General features: G+C 35.1%; 15 protein-coding genes. 13 read left to right on the forward strand and 2 right to left on the reverse strand.

What is annotated here, in order from left to right; translation table 11 throughout:
• Nucleotides 1–262 precede the first annotated feature (262 nt).
• Both ACS3UD_RS01765 and ACS3UD_RS01770 read right to left on the reverse strand, forming a co-directional pair.
• A complete protein-coding gene (locus ACS3UD_RS01765; protein ID WP_308138048.1) occupies nucleotides 263–1,885 on the reverse strand; it encodes a M56 family metallopeptidase in 1,623 nt (540 codons plus the stop codon).
• Complete coding sequence (locus ACS3UD_RS01770) at nucleotides 1,878–2,270, reverse strand: BlaI/MecI/CopY family transcriptional regulator (RefSeq protein WP_308138047.1); 393 nt, start codon at nucleotides 2,268–2,270, stop codon at nucleotides 1,878–1,880. Before ACS3UD_RS01770 ends, ACS3UD_RS01765 begins: the two co-directional genes overlap by 8 nt.
• A gap of 218 nt (nucleotides 2,271–2,488) precedes the next feature.
• On the opposite strand from ACS3UD_RS01770, the gene ACS3UD_RS01775 reads away from it, so the two are divergent.
• The 13 genes from ACS3UD_RS01775 (at nucleotide 2,489) to ACS3UD_RS01835 (ending at nucleotide 16,122) form a co-directional block, all read left to right on the forward strand.
• On the forward strand, nucleotides 2,489–3,499 hold the full coding sequence (locus tag ACS3UD_RS01775; RefSeq protein WP_308138046.1) for a tripartite tricarboxylate transporter substrate binding protein: 1,011 nt from the start codon (nucleotides 2,489–2,491) through the stop codon (nucleotides 3,497–3,499).
• A gap of 62 nt (nucleotides 3,500–3,561) precedes the next feature.
• Nucleotides 3,562–3,990, forward strand: coding sequence for a tripartite tricarboxylate transporter TctB family protein (locus tag ACS3UD_RS01780; protein ID WP_308138045.1), 429 nt, complete (start codon nucleotides 3,562–3,564; stop codon nucleotides 3,988–3,990).
• Between the two features lie 15 nt (nucleotides 3,991–4,005).
• Entirely contained in the window at nucleotides 4,006–5,559 is a 1,554-nt protein-coding gene (locus ACS3UD_RS01785; RefSeq protein ID WP_308138044.1) for a tripartite tricarboxylate transporter permease, read from the forward strand.
• Nucleotides 5,552–6,229 carry an RraA family protein gene (locus tag ACS3UD_RS01790; RefSeq protein ID WP_308138043.1) on the forward strand — a complete coding sequence of 226 codons (678 nt, stop codon included), beginning with the start codon at nucleotides 5,552–5,554 and terminating at the stop codon, nucleotides 6,227–6,229. Before ACS3UD_RS01785 ends, ACS3UD_RS01790 begins: the two co-directional genes overlap by 8 nt.
• A gap of 106 nt (nucleotides 6,230–6,335) precedes the next feature.
• Nucleotides 6,336–7,976, forward strand: a complete 1,641-nt coding sequence (locus ACS3UD_RS01795) for a histidine kinase (protein WP_308138042.1) — start codon at nucleotides 6,336–6,338, stop codon at nucleotides 7,974–7,976.
• Entirely contained in the window at nucleotides 7,969–8,700 is a 732-nt protein-coding gene (locus ACS3UD_RS01800) for a LytR/AlgR family response regulator transcription factor (protein ID WP_308138041.1), read from the forward strand. The genes ACS3UD_RS01795 and ACS3UD_RS01800 overlap by 8 nt, the downstream gene beginning before the upstream one ends.
• A 266-nt stretch (nucleotides 8,701–8,966) precedes the next feature.
• Nucleotides 8,967–10,205, forward strand: coding sequence for a sodium/glutamate symporter (gene gltS, locus ACS3UD_RS01805; protein ID WP_308138040.1), 1,239 nt, complete (start codon nucleotides 8,967–8,969; stop codon nucleotides 10,203–10,205).
• 18 nt (nucleotides 10,206–10,223) lie between these two features.
• Nucleotides 10,224–11,123 (forward strand): glutamate formimidoyltransferase, encoded by a 900-nt coding sequence (ftcD, locus tag ACS3UD_RS01810; RefSeq protein ID WP_308138039.1) that lies wholly within the window; start codon nucleotides 10,224–10,226, stop codon nucleotides 11,121–11,123.
• A gap of 96 nt (nucleotides 11,124–11,219) precedes the next feature.
• Entirely contained in the window at nucleotides 11,220–11,783 is a 564-nt protein-coding gene (locus ACS3UD_RS01815; RefSeq protein WP_308138038.1) for a cyclodeaminase/cyclohydrolase family protein, read from the forward strand.
• A 42-nt stretch (nucleotides 11,784–11,825) separates the two neighbouring features.
• Nucleotides 11,826–12,404: a HutD family protein gene (locus ACS3UD_RS01820; RefSeq protein WP_308138037.1), complete on the forward strand. Its 579-nt coding sequence runs from the start codon at nucleotides 11,826–11,828 to the stop codon at nucleotides 12,402–12,404.
• Between the two features lie 132 nt (nucleotides 12,405–12,536).
• The gene (locus ACS3UD_RS01825) at nucleotides 12,537–14,123 is read left to right on the forward strand and encodes a transporter substrate-binding domain-containing protein (protein WP_440977720.1); all 1,587 of its coding nucleotides are present in this window, start codon (nucleotides 12,537–12,539) and stop codon (nucleotides 14,121–14,123) included.
• On the forward strand, nucleotides 14,113–15,456 hold the full coding sequence (locus ACS3UD_RS01830; RefSeq protein WP_308138035.1) for a sigma-54-dependent transcriptional regulator: 1,344 nt from the start codon (nucleotides 14,113–14,115) through the stop codon (nucleotides 15,454–15,456). The genes ACS3UD_RS01825 and ACS3UD_RS01830 overlap by 11 nt, the downstream gene beginning before the upstream one ends.
• A gap of 210 nt (nucleotides 15,457–15,666) precedes the next feature.
• Nucleotides 15,667–16,122, forward strand: a complete 456-nt coding sequence (locus ACS3UD_RS01835) for a GNAT family N-acetyltransferase (RefSeq protein WP_308138034.1) — start codon at nucleotides 15,667–15,669, stop codon at nucleotides 16,120–16,122.
• The last annotated feature ends 81 nt before the right edge of the window (nucleotides 16,123–16,203 follow it).

A 16,203-nucleotide genomic window follows, 5' to 3' on the forward strand; every position in this document is an offset into this window, starting at 1 on the left:
TAAAAACGAGGAAATATCTTTATTTATTGCTGCAGCTTTTTCAAGTGAGATATTAGATGAAAAATCCAAAAAAGAAATTATGAAATTAATTACGGCAAAGCTTTAGGTCTATTTAATGGGCTGCAAGCTTTGCCGCTTTTTATTAAAAAATTAGAACCACTGTATTGTAAAGATATATTGAAATTTACTTTTTGCGGTATGTAATCTGTATTTATATATGCTTTTTTATATAAATAACTGTCTTTGTTTCAATTATAGAAGTTTAATTCTCTTCAGAAAGATTTTCAACATTCAAATATTCCATTGGATTCTTTATTTTATTATCCATAACAATACTGAAATGAACATGAGGCCCTGTAGATTGGCCTGTAGATCCTGACTTAGCTATTTCTTGTCCCTTAGTTATAACTTCGCCCTCTTTTACTAGTAATTTATTGCAATGAGCATATATAGAGTAGTTTTCTTCTTCATGGTTTATAATTATCGTTTTGCCGTATTCGTTATCAAATCCGCTGTATAAAATCGTCCCGTTTTCAGATGCAACAATTTTTTCATCAATTGGTGCTTGTATGTCGATCCCATTGTGAAAAGCAACTCTGTTATCTAATGTATCTTGTTCTATTTTAGGTGCCAATATTTTTATATTACCAATTTCACATTCTTCATATACAATATTTTCTTTCCCATCGATTTCTTCTGTACAATAAACCGAGCGGGATCTTAATCCATAATTTGATGTAATTGTTTTATAGCTCGGAACAGGCCATGTAAAAGTCATTTCCTGGGTGCTTTTATCAGCATTGCTCTCATTAGTTATATTGCTTTCAACTGCATCTTCAAAATTATTTTCAGCATTATTAAAAGCATATATTGTTGTGATACTCACGCCGGCTATTAAAAAAGCTACTAGACAACTGGCAAATCTCTTTAATTTTGTTGGATTTTTAAAATCATAGATCATGTTAATTCTCCTTTCTATTCTCTTTCTTCCATTAATAATTGACACTGTTGTTAATACATATCTAGTTTTTAACGCTGAATCTAACAAATCTATTATTGTCATTGCATATTTTTGATGTTCATTATAATTAATATATGATAATGTTAGAGCATCACAGACTAATTCACAGTCTTCTTTCATTCTATTAATTGCATATCCGATAATTGGATTAAACCAATATACTATTCTCAGAGCAATTAACAGCCAATTAGTCAAATTATCCTTTCTTAAATAATGTGACAGCTCATGTATACAGATATATTCTTTTTGACTAAGAGATAATTTTACCAGACATTTATTCGATAATAAAACAACAGGTTTGAAAAAGCCGTAAATACATGGCTGCTCAATAGCTTCAATAGACGCAATAGTGATTTCCTTTTTTATTCCCATCTTATGTTTGCATTTATTAAATACATTTAAAGTATCAGAATCTAAATCTTGTTTAGATTCTGCAATCATTTTTCTTATTTTATAATTAACAGCACACATATAAATAAGATATACCATCACGCCGCATAGCCATATTGAAGCATAAACGTTAATATCAAAGTTGGTTTTATCCCCTAGCACTATTTCTTTATCATAAGCATTCTTGTTAATATTATCTTTAGCTAATTGAACAATTTCAATTGCATTAATGTTCTTCACAATATTGTCAACAGGTGCTTCTGCAGCTTTAGGGGTGTTATATTTTATAAAATCTGGTGCATTAACGGGTATAAAGGGTATCAGAAGACACAGTATCATTAAAAACCAAAGTCTATAAGAACTGGTAACGTCTAATAGCTTTTTTAAAAGCTGTTTCATACAAGAAATAAAGGCAAATAATATACTCCCTATAATAGAAGCAAGAAATATTTCTTTAAATAATATATTAATCATTTTTCTTGCTCCTATTTAGTTCTTTTTCTTCAATTAATTTTTTTAAGTACTCTATATCATCTTGTGATAAATTATCCTGATTAATATAGCTTGATAAAAACATCTTAATTGACCCGTCGTATACTTTTTTTATAAAAGATTTTGTTTCTATAATCTGGCATTCTTCTCTGGACACAAGGGGATAGTATTCCTTAAATCTCGATTTTTTTTCTACCCCTATGATCTTTTTGTTCTCCAATCTGCTTAGAAGCGTATGAATTGTGTTAGGTTTCCAATTATTCGCTTCTAGTCTTTGAATTATTTGGCTGGACATCAGTGGATGTTTCTCCCAAAGCACACACATAACCTTCCATTCTGAATCAGATATATTTATTTGCTTATTCATTCTACCACCTCCAACACTACAAGTGTAGTGTGGAAATTGTCAAGTATAAATTTCTTTTTATTACCAGTAATGTTACTTGTAAGGAAATTATTATGTCATTGGTAGGTTAATTAATACCGCTTGTAGAGAAATAATGCTCATGGTCAATTAAATTAACTACGTTTTTGGTTATAGTGCTATACTTATGTAAATTAATTGAAGATTTTAGGAGGAGTAATATGAAAAGGTTTATTTCAATTTTATTAGTTTTGATGCTTACGTTGTTTGTTGTTGGCTGCGGAGCAAACGATGGAGGTGCAGATGTTGAAACTTCTGGCGATGCTGAAGGCACTGTTGAGGAGGGCTACCCAAACAAGCCGATTAACGTTATTGTATCTTTCTCGGCGGGAGGTAATACAGATATAGCTGCAAGAATTTTATTGCCATATGTTGAAGCTGAACTTGGAGTGCCATTGAATGTTATCAATAAGCCTGGTGGCGGAGGCTGGACAGGATGGACAGAGTTTTTAAATGCTGAAAAAGATGGATATACTATCGGGTATATAAACACTCCAAACCTGATGACTGGTTATTTGAACCCTGAATTTGGAAGAGATAACAGCCTTGATGATTTTGAACTTATTTCTAATCATGTATTGGATTATGGAGCAATTGCAGTTAGAGCTGATGATGAAAGATTTGAAACTATTGAGGATTTAATTGCTTATGCAAAAGAAAATGATGTAACTGCAACTACGACAGGTTATGCAGGGGATGACCACATTGCACAACTTAGAATTAACGATGCAGTTGGAACGAACTTTGTACCGGTTCATCAAGGTGGGACAAGCGAGATGCTTGCGGCAGTTATAGGCGGTCACGTGGATGTATATTTTGATAATGTAGGAAGTGTAGCAACAGCTGTCAAGAACGGTGAACTTCGCGCGTTGGCTGTAATGGCGCCTGACAGAAGTCAATTTTTGCCTGATGTTCCAACTTTAAATGAGGCAGGATTGCCTGAGATTGTAACATTTTCTGCTAGAGGATTATCTTTTGCAAAGGGTGTAGATGAAGAAAAAGTTAAAATTGTAATAGATGCTTTTGAAAAAGCTTTAAACAATCCTGAACAAATTAAGAAAATTGAAGAATTGGGATATATGGTATATCCGATTTCAGGAGATGAGTATCGAGAGTTTTTAGAGGAAGACGAGAAAAATATCATCGAAATAAAAGATGTACTTGAGTGGTAAGAGTGTTAAACAAACTTGGGGTTTTTCAATATGAAGAACCCCATAACAAATAGGAGATTTTTATGAAGAATAGGATAGATTTTTTTTCAGGGCTTGCAATTATAGCATTTTCCATTTTGCTTTTCAGTATGACGGGAAATTTGCCAGCTCAAAGTTCATTATTTCCTAAAGCATTATCAGTTTTGTTCGGAGTGCTAGGATTGATGCTAGTATTTAATGGAAGGAAGATTAATAATAGCGAGGAAAAAAATCCTTCGTTTGGCAATAAAGAAATGTGGATAGGCTTAGGGTTGATAATTACTTATATAGTTTTAATGAATGTTACTGGTTTTTTTACGGCTACGGCGTTATTCATAATAGCATTCATGCTTGTAAACAAAGTGCGGTCTGTAATTAAAATTGGAGTTACTGTAGTAGCCTTAAACATTTTTATATATTTCATTTTTGTTGCTCAGCTCAATGTGCCTTTGCCGCAAGGATTGCTATTTTAAGAAAGGAAGATTAATATGACGTCTAATATAATTATGGATGTAATGATACAACTATTAGAACCAACTACAATTATAGGATTGATCACAGGAGTTGTTGCAGGTATGATTGTAGGAGCACTGCCCGGACTAAGTGCTACTATGGCTGTAGCTCTGCTGATTCCTCTGACTTTTAGCATGGGAGCCGTTCCGGGACTTGTTATGCTGACAGCCATATATACTTCGGCAATATACGGCGGATCTATATCAGCTATTTTGCTTCATACACCGGGAACACCTTCTTCGGCTGCCACGGCACTTGACGGCTATCAACTGACAAAGCAGGGAAGAGGATTGGAAGCTATAGGTGTTTCTACTGTTTCTTCTATGATAGGAGGTGTTGTAAGTGGATTTGCATTATTGTTTTTAGCTCCTCCGTTGTCTTTGGTTTCATTAAAATTCAGTAATCCCGAATATTTCCTTATAGCTGTCTTTGGGCTGACAATCATTGCCAGTCTGGCTACAGATTCAATAGTGAAAGGGCTTTTATCAGGTGTTTTTGGACTCATAATAGGTTTGATAGGAACGGATATGCTGACCGGATTTCCCCGTTTTACATTTGGATTAACAAATCTTGAGTCAGGCATAGCTCTTGTTCCGGCAATGATAGGTCTCTTTTCCCTTTCACAGGTGTTGACACAGCTTGAAGTAATCAAAGATAAGAAAAAGGTGAAGATAGGTGAAATAGAGGGAAAGGTACTTCCTTCGTGGAAAACTCTCAAACAGATACTTCCAACAATAGGTATTTCCTCACTGATTGGATTATTCGTAGGAATGTTGCCTGGAGCAGGTGGAGATATTGCATCATGGGTCGGATACAATGAAGCAAAAAGACTGTCAAAGAATCCGGAAAAGTTTGGTAAGGGGTGCATTGAAGGTGTTGCGGCTCCAGAAGCTGCAAACAATGCAGTTACCGGTGGAGCACTTATTCCTCTGCTTGTTTTGGGAATACCGGGAAGTGCTGTTGCGGCAGTTCTTCTTGGCGGCCTGATGATTCAAGGCCTCGTGCCTGGCAGAGAACTCTTCACGACGCATGCCACTATAACTTACTCAGTAATTATTGGATTAATATTTGCAAACATCCTAATGGGAATTCTGGGACTTTTATCAGCTAAGCATATAGTTAAGGTTACAAATGTACCTTTGGTAATACTGCTTCCAAGTATAGTTATTTTCTCCATTGTTGGTTCATACGCAATCAATAACCGCATGTTTGATGTATACGTAATGTTGGTGTTTGGTCTAATAGGTTATGCTATGAAGAAAACAGGATTTCATCCTGCACCTGTAGTGTTGGCTATGATTTTAGGCCCATTGGCTGAAAGCAGTTTGAGAAGAAGCATGGTTATGGCAAAGGGATCCCTAATACCTTATTTGCTGGGAAGACCAATTTGTGTTGTACTAATGTTGATGATCGTGTTGGCTGTAGTTTCGCCAGTCATTGCAAATCATAGAAAAAGGGAAAAAATAAAAAATGGCTTTATTACCGGTGAAGCGGAAGAGGATAATTATCAAGGAGCCGAAAATGAATAATGTAGGGAATCAAATAATTATGGAGTTTCAGCGCCCGCCAAAAGAGTTGGTAGAAGCATTTCGAGGAATTCCTGTGGCTAATATTGGAGATTGTATGAATCGACTTTCTGCCATTGACGCTGACATTAATTCAATGAATGGATTAAGCCTTTGCGGTACGGCTTATACGATACGTGTGCCGGCAGGTGACAATTTGTACTTTCACAAAGCGATGGACCTTGCCAAACCAGGTGATATTATCGTTATTGATGCCGGCGGTGGCAAAGAGCGCGCAATTCTAGGTGAATTGATGGCATCATATTGCCGAAGCAGAGGTATTGCGGGGATTGTGGTGGATGGTTGCGTCAGAGATGCAGATGCTATTGGAAAGATGGATTTCCCTGTTTTTTCAAGAGGCTGTACGCCTAATGGACCTTATAAAAATGGCCCGGGGGAGATTAATGTTCCGGTAGTAGTAGGCGGGAAAATTATTAATCCAGGGGACATAGTTGTTGGAGATAGAGACGGGGTGATTGCAATAAACCCTTCAGAAGCGCCGGCTATTCTAAAAGCGGTAAAACAACTGGAGGAAAAAGAAGCGAAATTGCTGGAATTGATACAAAATGACGGTATTTACGACCGTCCTTGGGTAGATGAAAAGCTTAAAGAAATAGGCTGCAATTATAAATAGACAGGAGAGTCATTGCAGCCCGACTCCAAATATTGATTTATAATAATACCTGTGATATAGTTAAACCAATGAATGCAGATATTTCACTTCAAGAAAGGTGGCAGTCGTGGAAAGAATTATTGAAAACTTAATGATAGTAGCATTGATTTCATTAGCTGCATATCCAATAATCAAGTTGAAAAGTTTTAAGCGTACAATTCTGAAAATAGCTGCCACAAAAGAAAAGGCATTAATAGGTGTTTTCTTCGGTGGGTTAACCATGCTTGGAACGGTAACTGCAATGGAAGTCTTTAGCGGTATTAAAATTCATAGCAGCTTCATAGGGCCTTTGGCAGGTGGAATGATTGGCGGCGTAATGGTAGGGGCTATTTCCGGTATCATCGGAGCTTTGTTTCGCCTGACCGTTGAGAATGCTACTATTGCACCTGATGCTTTGACAATTCTGTTGGCTGGGTTGGCAGGAGGACTTTTCTTTGAAGTGCATAAAAAAAGGAAAGTAAAACTATATATGGTTTATTTATGGGCCTTGTCAATAGAATTGATAAATCTTTTTATGATTCTTTTTTCTTTGCAGCCCAGAATACTATCTGGTGTGTATTTTTCAATGGTAGGTATAAATTTGATTATCATTAACCCAATCGGTGCTGTGATGTTGATATCATTAATCAAGGACATTCAGTACAACCAGAACCTAACAGGTGCCAACTATGCTGAAAAATCCTTGGAAATAGCAAAGCGTACTTTGATATTTTTGAAGGAAGGATGCACAAAAGAAAGCATGGAGAAGATTGCTCAGATTATATATGACTATGTTGGCATACCAGCTGTAGCTCTTGTAAGTGTCAGCGGTGAAGTTACATATACAGGACATAAGTTTTCTACCGATAGTCATATTGTTTCAAGTCAATGGGACAAGGGGTCGGAAATCAATCATTACCAGGATTTTTCAATTATTAGGGCTCCTTTGTGGCTCAATGACGAAATAACAGGAGAATTACATTTTTATAAGCCTACTAATGAAATCGTACCGACAGATATTAAAATGATAGAAGGTATCGCTGGGTTGCTGAGCCTTCAGATTCAGAACTCAATAATATACGATCAGGAAAAGCTTTTGATTAAGTCAGAGTACAATGCATTGAAAGCTCAAGTAAATCCTCATTTTCTATACAATACTCTTAATGTTATTAAAACCATGGTGCGAATGAACCCGAAAAAAGCCCAAGATCTTATAATCGATCTGGCTGATTTTTATCGAAGAAGTCTTAGTGAGCGAGGGGATATGATTCCTTTTATTGAAGAACTGAAGCTTATTAAATCATATATGGATTTACAGGAAGCTAGATTTGGAGATAGAATTAATTTATCTATAAATGTACAGGAAGAAGTATATGATGTTTTATTCCCTACTTTTGCAATACAGCCTCTTGTGGAAAATTCAATAATTCATGGTATGATGGAGAGCGAGAATCATATGCTTGAGATTAAAATCTCAGCAAAAATTGCAGCAGAACGTCTTATTGTAAACGTTACGGACAATGGACGGGGATTTAACAGTGAAATTATAGGGAATTTTAGAGAACATATGATAACAAAAGATGCAAGAATTGGATTGAACAATATTAATTCGAGATTGAAAAGTATATATGGTAATGGCTATATATTTGATATTTCAAATAATAACGGTGCAAATGTCGTTATTGAAATTCCTATTCATACAGTAGGGGAGGAGGCCAAAAATGATTAATATCTTGATAGCTGATGACGAAGAGCATGTACGTGAAGAACTAACTTACATTGTCTCAAAAATTCAAGACTTTAACGTTATGCCGCCTGTTAACAATGGAACTCAGGTGTTGAAAATGCTCACTAATAACAAACCAGATGTTCTTTTGTTGGATATAGAGATGCCAGGTATGGACGGTATTGAAATTGGAAAGATTATTAAGGAGATGCAAGACCCGCCATACATAGTTTATGTTACAGCATATGACAATTATGCATTAGATGCTTTCAAGGTTAATGCGGTTGGCTACATCCTCAAACCAATTTCAGAAAAAGATGTAAGAAAAAAACTTGACCTTGTAAAAAGGATGATTCAAACGGTGGAAGCCAAGGAGCATGAATCTAATACAGAATCCGCAAATAATAACAGGATTGCATATAAAATTGATGAAAAATATATTTTTTTCGAACAGTCGGATTTGATGTTTGCATACGCAAAAGATAGAGAGGTATTTTTGCGTATAAAGGAAAAGGATTACCTGTATAATCAATCTCTTACAAAGTTAGAGAGCAAGCTTGACCCTTCAAAATTTTTCAGATGCCATAGAAATTATATTGTTAATATAAATGAAATTACGGAAGTGACGGCATGGTTTAATGGTGCATATCTAATAAAGATACAAGATATGAATATTACTGTAAGCCGGAATAGGGTTAAAGAATTAAAAAGAATACTTGATTTTTAACAGGCATAGAAACCGAACCTTCTATGCCTGTTTTCATACAAATACCCTGCAAAATTTGCACTGTGCAAATTTTGCAGGGTATTTTTTGCCTGAAATTAAGCGAATTATATTTTCTAAATATTTAAACTAACTGAAAAATAGAGGTTTTTCAGAACACAAAAAAGTTGGCCTGTATTTTGCTAATTATTATAGAGAAAGTATGGGTGAAAGAAGTGACGAATGAAATCGTTAGCCCGAATCTATATGATAACTAAAAGGAGGATATTATGAAGTTTGAATTAATTGAAGGACTTATATCAATTAGCGTTGATTCAACAGTTACTTTGGCATTTGCTGCGGCATTATTACTTTTGGGATATTTTGTCAAGAATAAAGTTAAATTATTAGACAAATACTGTATCCCGGCACCTGTAATCGGTGGATTCATATTTATGTTTATTACGTGGCTTGGACATTTGACCGGAACTTTTGCTTTTAGCTTTGACAACATGTTCCAAAATGCATTTATGTTAGCTTTCTTTACAACAGTAGGTCTTGGAGCAAGCTATAAGCTGCTTGTTAAGGGCGGTAAATTACTTGTTGTGTACTGGCTTATTGCAGGTGTGGTTTCAATATTGCAAAATACAATGGGCATTGCTATATCCAAGGTAATTGGTTTGGAAGCTCCGTATGCTTTGTTATCCAGTGCTATTTCTATGATCGGGGGACACGGAGCAGCGCTTTCTTACGGAAATACATTTTCTGAAATGGGATATGAAGCTGCGCCGCTGGTAGGAGCTGCAGCAGCAACTTTCGGTCTGATATCAGCAGTCCTTATAGGTGGGCCGCTGGGTAGAAGACTTATTGTTAAGTATAACCTTAAGCCTGAGGATGATTCAAGTTTCGATACCTCTGTTACAGATATAAATGCAAGTTCTGGGAATAAACTTAGTTCACTTGATATAATTAAAAATGTGGCAGCTATTTTAGTCTGCATGGCATTTGGTTCTATTATTGCCGGTTGGATAAGTAAATTGATAAACATGGGATTCCCAACATATGTAGGTGCAATGTTTGTAGCCGTAATTCTTAGAAATATTAACGAAAAAGCAAATTTATATAGATTCGACTTTACTCTGGTTGATGAAATTGGAAATGTAATGCTTAACTTATACTTATCACTGGCATTAATGACTTTAAAGCTCTGGGAGCTATCAGGATTGATAGGCGGAGTATTTGTAGTTGTATTCTCACAAGTACTGCTTGTATCGCTGTTTGGATATTTCGTAGTATTCAGAATCCTTGGGAAGAACTACGATGCTGCAGTTATGGTATCAGGTCTTGCTGGACACGGATTAGGAGCTACTCCTTCAGCAATAGTTAATATGACAGCTGTTAATGAGAAATACGGTATGAGCAGAAAGGCAATGATGATTGTTCCAATAGTCGGAGCATTCTTAGTAGATATAATTTATCAGCCACAAACAATTTGGTTTATTAAAACCTTTGTGGAAAATTTAATGTAAAATCAAAGAGAGGTTATTATGAGAAAATTAATGGAATGTGTGCCAAACTTTAGTGAAGGAAGAGATGAAGCTTTAGTTGAAAAAATTGTTGATGAGGCAAGAAAAATTGAAGGTATTACAATTTTAGATTACTCATCTGACAAAGATCACAACAGAACAGTTTTAACAATGATTGGATCACCGGAAAAGATTAAGGAGGCTGCAATTAATACAGCGAGAAAAGCAGCGGAACTTATTGATATGACAAAGCATGAAGGCGCTCATCCAAGAATGGGAGCTACAGATGTTATTCCTTTTACTCCGGTTTCTAATGTGACTATTGGTGATTGTATTGAAACAGCTAAAGAGGTAGGAGCTGAGCTTGGAAGCTGGGGGATACCTGTGTACCTGTATGAGGATGCATGCACAAAGGAAGATAGAAGAAATCTTGCATCTGTAAGAAAAGGACAATATGAAGGTTTCTTTGAAAAAATTAAAGAAGATAAATGGAAGCCGGACTTCGGGCCTCAAGAAATGAATTCAAAAAGCGGTGCTACTGCCGTAGGAGCGAGAGTTCCTCTCGTGGCATTCAATGTAAACTTGGATACACCAAATGTTGAAGTCGCAGATAAAATTGCAAAAAAAGTAAGACATTTAGGTGGCGGACTTAGATATGTAAAGGCTATAGGACTTAAGCTTGAAGAAAGAAATCAAACACAGGTTTCAATGAACCTTGTAAACTATGAAAAGTCAGCTGTATATCAAGCCTTTGAAATGATAAAGATGGAAGCGAGAAGATATGGTGTGAATGTAGTTGGCAGCGAAGTAATCGGAACTATACCTATGAAATCTCTTCTTGATGTTGCTGAGTATTACTTGCAGATAGAAAACTTTAGCATTGATCAAATATTGGAAAAGAGATTGCTGGACGAGCAATAAATAATTTGCATATTTTATAAAATTATAAAACTTTTGGGCTTGCATTTTGCGAGCCCTTATAGTATTAATTTAGTAGAAAGAAAAGAGGAGAAAAGCATGGACTATAAAAGTGTATTAGAGCTGATTTTAGATACAGATGACGTTACAGTTGGAGGAGGCAGTGCCTCAGCCTTATCTGGAGCTTTAGCCTGTGGACTTATAGGGATGGTTTGCAAGCTGTCCACAAAGAAGGATTTTGGAATATCTTCTGAAAGCCAATTGGAGTATGCGAAGGAGCTTGAAGAATTAAGAGAAAAGCTGTTGGCCGGGATAGTGGATGATGCCAATGCGTATGGTGTTATAATCAATGCGTACAAGCTTCCTAAAGGAACTGAAGAAGAAAAAGAAATAAGGAAAAAAGCAATCGCTGATGCAGGAGTAGTTGGAGCTACTGCTCCAATGGAAAATGCAAAACTTTGCCGAAGGATTTACGATATTGGAGCAGAGCTGGAAGGCAAGACTAATCCAAACTGTAATTCCGACATAGTAATCGGACGTGAGATGGCGAAGATAGGAACCAATGGATGCTTAATAAACATTGAGGCTAACCTTCCGCTGGTTAAGGACGAAGAGAAACTAGAAGAGTTCAATAGAGTGATAAAGGAACTTAAAATATATTAGGCTTTCGATGAGTATTAAATTAACTTTTGAGAGGGTGAAGGAATGAAAGAAAAAATTATTAAAAAGGAAAACTTTGTGACCACAAAATGGGCCGGCGGAGAAACTACACAGCTGGCAATTTATCCGTATGATTCTGTGTTTTCTAATAAGGATTTTTTGTGGAGAATTTCATCTGCAACCTTTACTTCAACAGAATCTACATTTTCGGATTTTACCGGATACCAGAGATATATTCTGCCCTTAAATGGAGAGCTTAGCTTGAAGCACAGCAGACTTTATGACAGAAGCCTCAGAAAATACGATGTTGAATACTTCGACGGATCATGGAACACTTTTTCAAAGAATACTCTGGACTGCAGAGATTATAATTTCATTGTAAAAAGCGGATTTCTTTCTAAAATGCAAATACTTAACGAGAAGGAAGAATATCTTCTTAAAAAATCAGAAGTTGTAACATTCTTCTCTGTAAATGAGTTTACTTTAGAGCTGCCAGAGCATGGTGGCAAAAGGAAAGTAGATGGATTTTCATTATACATTATAGAAACTGATAATGAAGACAAAGTAAAAATTTTAAACGCTAAGTTACCTGTAATTATTACTGAATTTGCAACAGGTAAGTAAAGAGATAGAAGATACCTCTGTTAAATTGACAGAGGTATTATTTTCTTGTTGGAAAACATTTTTTGTAGAATTGATTAACTTCGTGTGGTAATATAGAAACTACTGGTACACATGTTTAGAAGGGTAGATAAAATGATTAAAAAAGCTACTGTTTTACTTATATTGATACTTTTTATGAATACAGCCATTGCCTACGGCTTCTCAGATACAGATACTTTTAGAGTAGCCGGAGATATCCAATTTCCCCCTTATGAGTTTTTGGACAGCGACGGTATTTACAAAGGATTTAACGTAGATTTGCTTAAAGCGATAAGTCTTGTAACAGGCATGGAGTTTGAATTTATGCCGATGAAATGGGAGGATGCCTTTTATTCCATAGAAAGAAACCAGGCAGATATTATCCAGGGTATGAAAGAATCTGACGATAGGAGGGCCAGGTTTAATTTTACAGACTCTCTACTCCTTAATTCCCAATCAGTTTTTGTAAGGAATAATAATTACTCGATTAATGATAATTCTAACCTTGTAAACAAAGTTGTGTCTGTACTGAGGGAGGATATTGTATATCTTGAATTGAGCATGATTAAAGATATAACAATAATTCAGTATGATACCATGGAGGAGGCAACTGAGGCCCTAATTAACGGTGAGGTAGAAGCCATGGTTGGAAATACCCTTACTGTTAATTATATTTGCAAGGAAAACAACTGGATTGACCAGATTAAAATTGTTGGGCAGAAGCTTAATGAGCAAAAGTATTCTATGGCGGTTTCAAAGGACAATCCACAATTATTAAGAAAGCTGAATGAAGGATTAGATGAAATACAAAATAATGGTATGTATGATGTATTACACAGGAAGTGGTTCGGGACACCTATAAAAAATACAAGTAAAGAAACTGAAATGAAAATTAAAATGCTTTTATTTTTTTTATTTATACTTTCATTAATAGTTCTCAGCGTTCAATTGATTAACAGGAAGCTAAACAGAATAATAGAAGAAAAAACCAGAGAGGAAAAACTCCTTATAAATGAGCTGAGAAATTATGACAAGCTTCAATTTATGGATAAAATAATATCCTCTCTTGCGCATGAAATTAGAAACCCTTTAACATCAATAAAAATTTATACAACTCAAATGAAGAATAAAATGGATAATAAGGAATTTATGCTTGCAGCTGCAGAAGATATTCCTGAAGAAATAGACAGAATAGATGATCTGATTAAAGAGTTTATGGAGTACACTTCTCCGAGAAAACCGCAAATTAAAGTATTGAATCTTAAAAACGAATTAGAAAATGCTATTAAATTTATTAAATTGCAAATTAGAGATATTAATATAGATTTGAAAATCCCTGAGGATATTTATATTGAGTTTGATTTAAGTCACTTTAAGCAAACTATTATAAATATTATTCTAAACAGTAAGGATGCACTTATTGGTACTGAGAATCCAACTATAAAAATAAATGGATATGTTGATGGCAAAAATGTAAATATTGAGATTGTAGACAATGGATGTGGGATGGATGATGAGTCCTTAGACTATATATTTGAACCGTTTTATACCACAAAAGATAATGGAAATGGTGTAGGTATGTTTATTGTTAAAAAACTTGTGGAAGAAAACGGAGGAAAAATTGTAGCTGGAAATAATAAGAAGACCAGCGGGTTATTTGTATTTTTAACAGTAAGGATGGGAGTAAAAAATGAAGACTAAAATATTGATAGTTGACGATGAAAATAATATATTGCGAGCTCTAAAATTTCTCCTTGAAGACAGCTACCATGTATACACAAGCGACAACGTCAGTGATGCAAAGAGGATATTCATAGAGGAAAAAATCAGCTTAGTATTGCTGGATTTAAGACTGTCAGAAGGCAGCGGTCTCATTCTTATGGACGAGTTGCTTGCTGTGGATCCAAACGCTGTAGTAATTATCATGACGGCCTATTCAACAATTGAGAACTCAATTAAAGCTATAAAATCCGGGGCATATTACTTTATTACAAAGCCAATAGACAACGATCAGCTTTTAATTTTGCTCAATACAGCAGCTGAAAAACTGAACCTAAAAAAAGAACTGGACTTATTGCAAGGACACTTGCGGAAAACACCTATCGGAGAATCAAAAGCAATTCTGGATATTAAAAGCATAGTGGATAAAATAAAAGATACTGACGCAACAGTCCTGATAACAGGTGAAAGCGGAACCGGCAAAGAATTAATAGCTCAGACAATACATAGTAGCAGCAACAGGGCAGGCAAACCTTTTATAGCAATAAACTGTGCTGCGATGCCAAATGAGCTTTTGGAGAGTGAATTGTTTGGATATAAAAAAGGATCATTTACAGGAGCTACTAAGGATGATATCGGTTTAATCAGGAAAGCTGAAAAAGGCACACTGTTTTTAGATGAAATAGGAGAAATGAATATTAAGCTGCAATCTAAACTCCTTAGGTTTATTCAAGAAAAGGAAATAAGACATATAGGTGATGAGAAGAATTACCCTGTAGATGTCAGAATTATATGTTCAACTAATCGTAATCTAGAAGAAGAGATAAAGTCAGGGAACTTCAGAGAAGATTTGTATTACAGAATTAATGTAATAAATATTGTTGCTCCTCCTCTTAGGGAAAGGATTGAAGACCTTGATTTATTGGTTCCTCACTTCATTGATAAGTACAGAATTTCATATAACAAAGAGATCAAAGGCATAACAGATGATGCTATGAATCAACTTAAGAACTATGAATACTTAGGGAATGTAAGAGAACTTGAAAATATTATTCAAAGGGCAGTCTTACTATGCGGAGATGAATACATTGGCGTTGATTCTTTGAATTTTAATAATCATAAGATGATAAGAATAAATGATAATGTAAGTGATAATTATATAAAAATATACGAAGGGGAGACGTTGGAGGACATAGAGAAAAAGGCGATAGAATTTGCCTTGAAAAATAACAGGCAGAATAGAAAATGGACTGCTAACAGTCTTGGAATAAGTGAAAGATCTATAAGATATAAGATTAAAGAATATAAATTATAGCTATGAAGCTTACGAAATTACATAAAAGAACCTGAATATGAAAAAGGTGATTAATACATGAAAATTAAAGTGTTACAAGGAGACTTGTATTTATATAGATATCAATTTTTGAAAGGAGATGTTCATTATGAAGATAATTTATATAGTGATTGATATATTGAGATGGAGGGTTAACTCTATCTAACCCTCTTAATTAAGAACGGAGGAATTATGAATAACATTACATTGAAAAGAATTGATGAATCAAATTTTATAGAGTGCTTTAATTTAAAATTAGGTAAAGGACAGGAAGATTACGTTTCTCATCCTATTCGCAGCCTGGCTCAAGCTTATGTTTACTATGCTCAATGTATTCCATTCGGCATATACAATGCTGAAAAAATGGTTGGATATGTTATGCTCATATATGACTATGATGAAGAAACATATAATATATGGCACATGATGATTGACGAATCAGAGCAGGGAAAAGGATACGGAGAAAATGCCATGAGGTGCTTGTTAGAGCTTATTCGAGAAAAACCATTTGGCAAGTCGGATATTGTGCTGTTAACATGCAAGCCTCGTAATTTACAGGCGTATAATCTATACAAGAAACTAGGTTTTAAGGAGACAGGCAGGTCTGATGAAGATGAGGTCGAATTAAAAATATTCTGTGTTAATTAGTAATTAAGGAGTCCGTATTGTGAGCTTCACTTTAAAAAAATAAATGACCAATTTAAAGAAAATTAGTAAGAGTTGGAGGAT

It is taken from the genome of Sedimentibacter sp. LTW-03, assembly GCF_052059825.1.
In the GTDB taxonomy this organism is placed as follows: Bacteria; Bacillota; Clostridia; order Tissierellales; family Sedimentibacteraceae; genus Sedimentibacter.